General features: G+C 66.8%; 6 protein-coding genes. 4 read left to right on the plus strand and 2 right to left on the minus strand.

From position 1 onward, the window contains the following. The first annotated feature begins 30 nt into the window (after positions 1-30). Complete coding sequence (gene rimO, locus ABE483_RS08220; RefSeq protein ID WP_346481489.1) at positions 31-1,395, plus strand: 30S ribosomal protein S12 methylthiotransferase RimO; 1,365 nt, start codon at positions 31-33, stop codon at positions 1,393-1,395. Further along, positions 1,392-2,225, plus strand: a complete 834-nt coding sequence (locus ABE483_RS08225; protein WP_346481490.1) for a DUF3025 domain-containing protein — start codon at positions 1,392-1,394, stop codon at positions 2,223-2,225. Before rimO ends, ABE483_RS08225 begins: the two co-directional genes overlap by 4 nt. Positions 2,226-2,297: 72 nt before the next feature. On the opposite strand, the gene greB is transcribed toward ABE483_RS08225, so the two are convergent. Both greB and ABE483_RS08235 read right to left on the minus strand, forming a co-directional pair. After that, the gene (gene greB, locus ABE483_RS08230) at positions 2,298-2,801 is read right to left on the minus strand and encodes a transcription elongation factor GreB (RefSeq protein ID WP_121038490.1); all 504 of its coding nucleotides are present in this window, start codon (positions 2,799-2,801) and stop codon (positions 2,298-2,300) included. A gap of 55 nt (positions 2,802-2,856) precedes the next feature. Beyond that, positions 2,857-4,362, minus strand: coding sequence for a helicase HerA-like domain-containing protein (locus tag ABE483_RS08235; RefSeq protein WP_313208946.1), 1,506 nt, complete (start codon positions 4,360-4,362; stop codon positions 2,857-2,859). 121 nt (positions 4,363-4,483) lie between these two features. Here ABE483_RS08235 and ABE483_RS08240 point away from each other — a divergent pair, with 121 nt between their 5' ends. Next, positions 4,484-6,088, plus strand: a complete 1,605-nt coding sequence (locus ABE483_RS08240; RefSeq protein WP_313208947.1) for a transglycosylase SLT domain-containing protein — start codon at positions 4,484-4,486, stop codon at positions 6,086-6,088. 114 nt (positions 6,089-6,202) lie between these two features. Further along, positions 6,203-6,619: a ribonuclease E inhibitor RraB gene (locus ABE483_RS08245; protein ID WP_346481491.1), complete on the plus strand. Its 417-nt coding sequence runs from the start codon at positions 6,203-6,205 to the stop codon at positions 6,617-6,619. Positions 6,620-6,682: the final 63 nt, after the last annotated feature.

The raw sequence follows: 6,682 nt of genomic DNA on the forward strand, positions 1-6,682 counted from the left end.
GGGCCCAGGCCCCCAGAGTCCTTGCGATCCATGTCCCAGCTGAACCCCAAAGTCGGCTTCGTCAGCCTTGGCTGCCCGAAGGCCCTTGTCGATTCCGAGCGCATCCTCACCCAGCTGCGGTCCGAGGGCTACGACATCGTTCCCTCCTACGACGCGGCCGACGTGGTGGTGGTCAACACCTGCGGCTTCATCGATTCGGCCGTGACCGAGTCGCTGGATGCGATCGGCGAGGCGATGAACGCGAACGGCAAGGTGATCGTCACCGGCTGCCTGGGCAAGCGCCCGGAGCAGATCCGCGAGGCCTACCCGAACGTGCTGGCGGTGTCGGGCCCGCAGGACTACATGAGCGTGATGGAGGCCGTGCACGCCGCGCTGCCGCCTAAGCACGATCCCTTCGTGGATCTGGTGCCTGATTACGGCATCAAGCTGACCCCCCGCCATTACGCGTATCTGAAGATTTCCGAAGGCTGCAACCACAAGTGCAGCTTCTGCATCATCCCCTCGATGCGCGGCAAGCTGGTCTCGCGCCCGGTCGATGAGGTGCTGCGCGAAGCAGAGCGGCTGGTGCGGGGGGGCGTCAAGGAACTGCTGGTGGTCTCCCAGGACACCTCGGCCTATGGCGTGGATGTGAAGTACGCCGAGCGCATGTGGCGCGACAAGGCCTACCAGACCCGCTTGAAGGCGCTGTGCGAAGGCCTGTCCGAGCTGGATGCGTGGACCCGCATGCACTACGTGTACCCGTACCCGCACGTGGACGAGATCGTGCCGCTGATGGCCGAAAACCGGATCCTGCCGTACCTGGATATTCCGTTCCAGCACGCCAGCCCGCGCATCCTGAAGCTGATGAAGCGCCCGGGGGCGGTCGACAAGACCCTGGAGCGCGTGCAGCGCTGGCGTCAGCTGTGCCCGGATATCACCGTGCGCTCGACCTTCATCGTCGGCTTCCCGGGCGAGACCGATGCCGAGTTCGAGGAGCTGCTGAGCTTCCTGGACGAGGCGCAGCTGGACCGCGTGGGCGCGTTCGCCTATTCGCCGGTCACCGGCGCGACCGCCAACGATCTGCCCGGTGCGGTGCCCGAAGAAGTGAAGCAGGAACGCCTGGCACGCTTCATGGAGCGCCAGGCGGAGATCTCCGCCGCGCGCCTGGAAGCCAAGATCGGCACCGTGCAGCAGTGCCTCGTCGATGCCATCGAAGACGGCATCGCGGTGGCCCGTTCCAAGGCCGATGCGCCGGAGATCGACGGTCTGGTGCATATCCAGAACGCGGAAGAAGCCAAGCTGCGCGTGGGTCAGTTCATCGATGTGGAGATCACCGAGAGCGACGACCACGATCTGTTCGGTGATGCGATCCTCGCCACCGAAGCGCGCAAGCCGTTCGATCTGCAGGTGCTGTGATCGCAGTGGTGACGGCTGCCGATATCGGTGGTCGTCGCCGTTTCATCGCGCCGCCGCGTGAGGCGGTGGATGCGGCCTGCTTCGCGCAGCCGATCTACGCCGGGCTGAGCGACATGCAGGACCTGATGGTGGCGCCGAGCTGGCCCACCATCGCAGCGCTCGATGCACGCCTCGCGTTGCCAGACAAGCATCTGGCCGAGCAGGACGAGGCATTGCTGGCCGACGGCCTGCACTATGAAACGCGCATCGCCGGGCGCGGCCAGATCGCCACGCGTGCAGACAACTGGCATGACCTGTTCAATGCCCTGGTCTGGGCGCGTTACCCCACCATCAAGCGCGCGCTCAACCGGCAGCAATGCCGGCACATCGCGGCGATGGAGCCAGGGCAGCGCAACCGTGCGCAGGCCGCGTTGACCCAATTCGACGAGAGCGGCGTGATCGTGCGTGTGCGCGAACCGGCGCTGCTGCGCGCGTGGGACCAGCATGATTGGCAGGCGCTGCTCTGGGATGGGGCAGGGCAGTGGCGACGGGGCGACATTGCCGTCGCGGCGGTGATCGGGCATGCGCTGCTGGAGCAGGCCTTGGTGCCGGAGCGCCTGCTGGTCGGCAAGTGCGTGGTGGTACAGAGTGATGATGATGCCACTGCGGTCGCGGCAGTGGCGCAGGCCATCACGGACGGCGCGCTGCTCAATGACCCCCTGGAGTTGCGGCCATTGCCGTTGGCGGGGATTCCCGGGTGGCACGCGCGGCAGGAGGCGGCCTTCTATGCGCGGGCCGACTACTTCCGACCGCTGCGCCCGGGGCGCGTGTATCCCGCAGCGCTGGGGTGATCCGGCAGTGGCGCCATCCCCGCGGGTTGCCGGCGTCACGTGTAGATCCACGCCATGCGTGGATGCACCCTGTCAGCCGGGGTACGCCACGGACAGAATCGCGAACCCATGGCGGCCGCTGGGCAGCTCCACCTCGAACTCATCGTCCACGCGTTTTTTCAGCAGCGCGCGCGCCAACGGCGAATCGATGCTGATCCAGCCCGCACCGGCGTCGGTCTCGTCCGGGCCGACGATGCGATACACGTGGATGTCGCCCGAGTCGACGTTCTCCAGCTCGATCGTCGCGCCGAAGAACACCGCGTTCGGATCGGTCGGCGCGGTATCGACAATGCGCAGCGCCTCCAGTCGCTTGGTCAGGTAGCGTACGCGCCGATCGATCTCACCGAGCTGCTTCTTGCGGTAGGTGTACTCGGCATTCTCGGACCGGTCGCCTTCCGCAGCAGCGGCGGCCAGTGCCTTCACCACTTCGGGGCGCTTGTGCCGCCACAGCTCATCCAGTTCGGTCTTCAACCGCTGGTGGCCCTGTGCGGTGATCAGGGCCGTGCTTTTTTCCGCGGGGGGACGCCAACGCGACATCAGGTCTGCTTGTGCTCGTCAAAAGGTGCCGCGCCACAGGGCGCGACACGAAGTATCAGCGCTTTCCGCCGAAAATACCGCCCAGCAGGCCACGCACGATCTGGTTGCCCAGCTTGGTGCCGACGGTACGGGTGGTCTGCTTGGCCATGGTTTCGATCATGCCCTGGCGGCGCTTGGTGCCGAAGATCGCGTCCTTGATGCTCTGGCCAAAGCCGCCCTCCTGCGCTTCATCCTGCTGGCGGGTGCGGGCTTTGGGCGCATCGGCCTGCTCGACCGCCTTCTGCGCGCGCTGCGCCAGCCGTTCCGCCGCCGATTCGCGATTGATCGCGGTGTCGTAGCGGGTGCCGACCGGGCTGCCGGCGCGCACCTGCGCACGTTCGGCCTCGGTGATCGCGCCCATCCGGCAACGCGGTGGCGCGATCTGGGTCTGCTGCACAGGCGAGGGGATACCCTTGTCCTGCAGCGTGGACACCAGCGCTTCACCGGTACCCAGCTTGGCCAGCGTGGCGGCCACATCCAGCTTCGGGTTGGGCACGAAGGTTTCGGCGGCGACCTTCACTGCTTTCTGGTCGCGCGGCGTGAACGCACGCAGCGCATGCTGCACGCGGTTGCCGAGCTGGCCGAGAATGTTGGCCGGCACGTCATCCGGGAACTGTGAGCAGAAGTAGACGCCCACGCCCTTGGAGCGGATCAGCCGGACCACCTGCTCGATGCGCTGCACCAGCGCCGGCGGTGCGTCATCGAACAGCAGGTGCGCCTCATCGAAGATGAAGACCAGCTTCGGCTTCTCCAGATCGCCCACTTCCGGCAGCGTTTCGAACAGCTCCGAGAGCAGCCACAGCAGGAAGGTGGAATACAGCCGCGGCTTGAGCACCAGCTGGTCGGCGGCGAGGATACCGATCACGCCGCGGCCATCGTGGTTGACGCGCATCAGGTCGGCCAGCTCCAGTGCAGGCTCGCCGAAGAACGCTTCGCCACCGTCCTGTGACAGGCGCAGCAGCGAGCGCTGGATCGCCGCCACCGTCTGCGCACTGACCAAGCCGTATTCGGTGGAGATGTCCTTGCGCTCCTCGGCGACCAGGCCGAGCAGGGCGCGCAGATCGTCCAGGTCGAGCAGCAGCAGGCCGCGGTCGTCGGCGAGCTTGAACACGATGTCCAGCACGCCGGCCTGGGTGTCGTTGAGTTCCAGGATGCGCGCGAGCAGGGTCGGGCCCATCTCGCTCACTGTGGTGCGCACGGGGTGGCCGAGCTTGCCGTACAGGTCCCAGAAGATGGTCGGGCTGGCGGCGGGCGCGTAATCGGCCACGCCGAGATCGGTCGCGCGCTGCAGCAGCGCCTCGGTCCCGGCACCGGGCACGGCCAAGCCCGACACGTCACCCTTCACATCAGCCAGGAACACCGGTACGCCGATCCGCGAGAAGCCCTCGGCCAGCGTCATCAGGGTGACGGTCTTGCCGGTGCCGGTCGCGCCGGCCACCAGGCCATGGCGGTTGCCCAGCCGCGGCAACAGGGTCACGGGGATATCGTCGGTGATGCCTTTGCCGAGCAGAATCGGATCCATGGTCAACTCGCAGTGTGAATAGGCGGGATTCTAAACGTCGGCGTTGGCCGGCCGGCAGACGGGTTGCCCGGATGCAAGCGGCGCGGCTACTCTGCCCCATCGTTCGCACACAGTGCCAAAAATGCCCGTTCCTGTCTTGCTTGTCCGTGGTTGGCCGCTGTTGGCCGTTGCCGCGATGCTGTCGATCGTCCCCGAGGCCCATGCCCAGCGCGTCTCCGCCCGCGACAAGGCCAAGGTGGAGGCGCTCGACCAGCGCATGACAGCCGCCGAAAAGCGCTACAACGCGGCGCTGGTGCTGGTGAACAATGCCGACCCGAAAGGCACCAACGAGGCTGATGCCGCGCTGGAGGACATGGAGGATGTGATCAGCGCCTGTGTGGCCCAGAAGGGCTGCCAGGTCAGCAACCTGCTGCCGACCTACAAACGCCTGCTCAAGAGCAACGCCGACAGCCAGCAGGACAGCGAGGACGGCACGGCCATCGCCGACGGCACCTTGCTGGAGGCCGACCCGGACCATGTCGGCCCGCTGGCCGCCGATGTGCCCGAAGCCGCCCGCGCTGCAGCGCTGCTCAACGACAAGCGGCACGCCTTCGACACCATGGTCGAGTACAACCCGGCCGTGCAGGCCGGCATCCGCCGCTGGTTGACCGACATGCGCCCGGCGCTGCTCACCAGTTACGAGAACTACCAGAACCTGCGTGCGGTGATGTGGCCGGAGTGGGAAAAGCGCGGCCTGCCCGAAGCGCTGCTGTTCGGGATCATGGCCAAGGAATCCAACGGCCGCGTGCACGCCTCTTCGCGTGCCGGCGCCGCCGGGCTGATGCAGTTCATGCCCGCCACCGGGCGTCGCTTTGGTCTCGGCCCGGACGGGACCGGCTTTGATACGCGCTTTGATGCCCGCAGCGCGGCCGAGGCCAGCGCGACCTACCTCAACGAACGTATGCGTGAGCTCAACAACAGTGTCGAGCTGTCGCTGGCCGGTTACAACGGCGGTGAGGGCCGTGCCATCCGCGTGTTCCGCCAGTACCCGGGGCAGGGCTTCTGGACCGACAGCGTCTACAACCAGTTCCCGGGCGAGACCAAGGACTACGTGCCGATGGTGATCGCCGCGGCGTGGATCTATCTGCACCCGCAGCAGTACGGCGTGGAATTCCCGAAGATCAGCGCGCAGCCGGCGACCATCCGCCTGGCCAAGTCGACCACGATCTACGAGCTGACCATCTGCCTGGGCAGCACCGGTACCCGTGACGGCTACATGCGCGCGCTGCGCAACCTCAACCCGCGCTATGAGGCCGACGGCTGGATTCCGGCCGGCACCATCATCAACGCGACCACCCGCATCGCGGGCCTGTACAACCGGTTCTGCGTCAGCGGCCCGCGCGCCGATCTGGCCCGCACCCTCATCACCGCCGACCTCAATGCGGCGATCGTGCGGCCTACGGCGGTCAGCTACACCGGCAACGTGGCGGTGGGCAGCGTGGTCCCGGTCGCCCAGGCGCAGGCCATGCCCGCGGTGACCCCGGCCGCGCCGGTAGCCGTCCCGGCCGCCAAGCCCAAGGCCAAGCCGGCCCGCAGCTACAAGGTGGGCAAGGGCGAGACGCTGGGCAGGATCGCGGCCAAGTTCCAGTGCGATGTGCCGACCCTGGCACGGGCCAATGGCCTCAAGGCGCCGGCCTATTCGCTCAGGCAGGGCCAGAGCATCAAGCTGCAGGGCTGCGACAAGTAAGCCATAACCGGGTAGGCTCGCCGGCATCACGCCTGTGGCCGCCCGGCCCAGCACATCCATCGCAGCGTCGGCCACGTGCCGGCGCTCACCGCAACACGCATACAGGACACCCAGATGGATATCACCGCAATCAACGAGATGTTCGCCAACATCCGTGAAAACACCGATTGGGACCTCAACGGCCCGATGCTGTGGGGCTACTTCTTCGTCAACACCACCCCGGAGCCGTTGCACGGCCTGGGCGAGAAGCTGGTCGAACTGGGGTACACCCTGGTGGAAGTGTTCGAACCGGACCTTGAAGAAGGCGAAGACCCGTACCACGTGCTGCACGTGGAGCGCGCCGAGGTGCACACCGAAGCCTCGCTGGATGCCCGCAACCATGAGCTGCAGGCCCTGGCCGAAGCGAACGGCGTGGAAGACTACGACGGCATGGATGTCGGCCCGGTCGAGATCGTAGCGCAGCGGAACATCTCACACAAAAAACGCCCCGGTTTCCCGGGGCGTTTTTTTATGGGCGTGAGCCCCAGGTAGTGCCCGCCCGCCGCCGGCGCCCCCCCCACAAAACGAGGTCGCCCCCCGCGCCCCACAAACAAC

It is taken from the genome of Stenotrophomonas sp. TWI602, assembly GCF_039674045.1.
Lineage (GTDB): Bacteria > Pseudomonadota > Gammaproteobacteria > Xanthomonadales > Xanthomonadaceae > Stenotrophomonas.

Excerpts from the sequence above, each read along its gene's own strand:
- rimO (WP_346481489.1), top strand. The coding sequence starts at position 31 with ATGTCCCAGCTGAACCCCAAAGTCGGCTTCGTCAGCCTTGGCTGCCCG.
- greB (WP_121038490.1), bottom strand. The coding sequence starts at position 2,801 with ATGTCGCGTTGGCGTCCCCCCGCGGAAAAAAGCACGGCCCTGATCACC.
- ABE483_RS08235 (WP_313208946.1), bottom strand. The coding sequence starts at position 4,362 with ATGGATCCGATTCTGCTCGGCAAAGGCATCACCGACGATATCCCCGTG.
- ABE483_RS08240 (WP_313208947.1), top strand. The coding sequence starts at position 4,484 with ATGCCCGTTCCTGTCTTGCTTGTCCGTGGTTGGCCGCTGTTGGCCGTT.
- ABE483_RS08245 (WP_346481491.1), top strand. The coding sequence starts at position 6,203 with ATGGATATCACCGCAATCAACGAGATGTTCGCCAACATCCGTGAAAAC.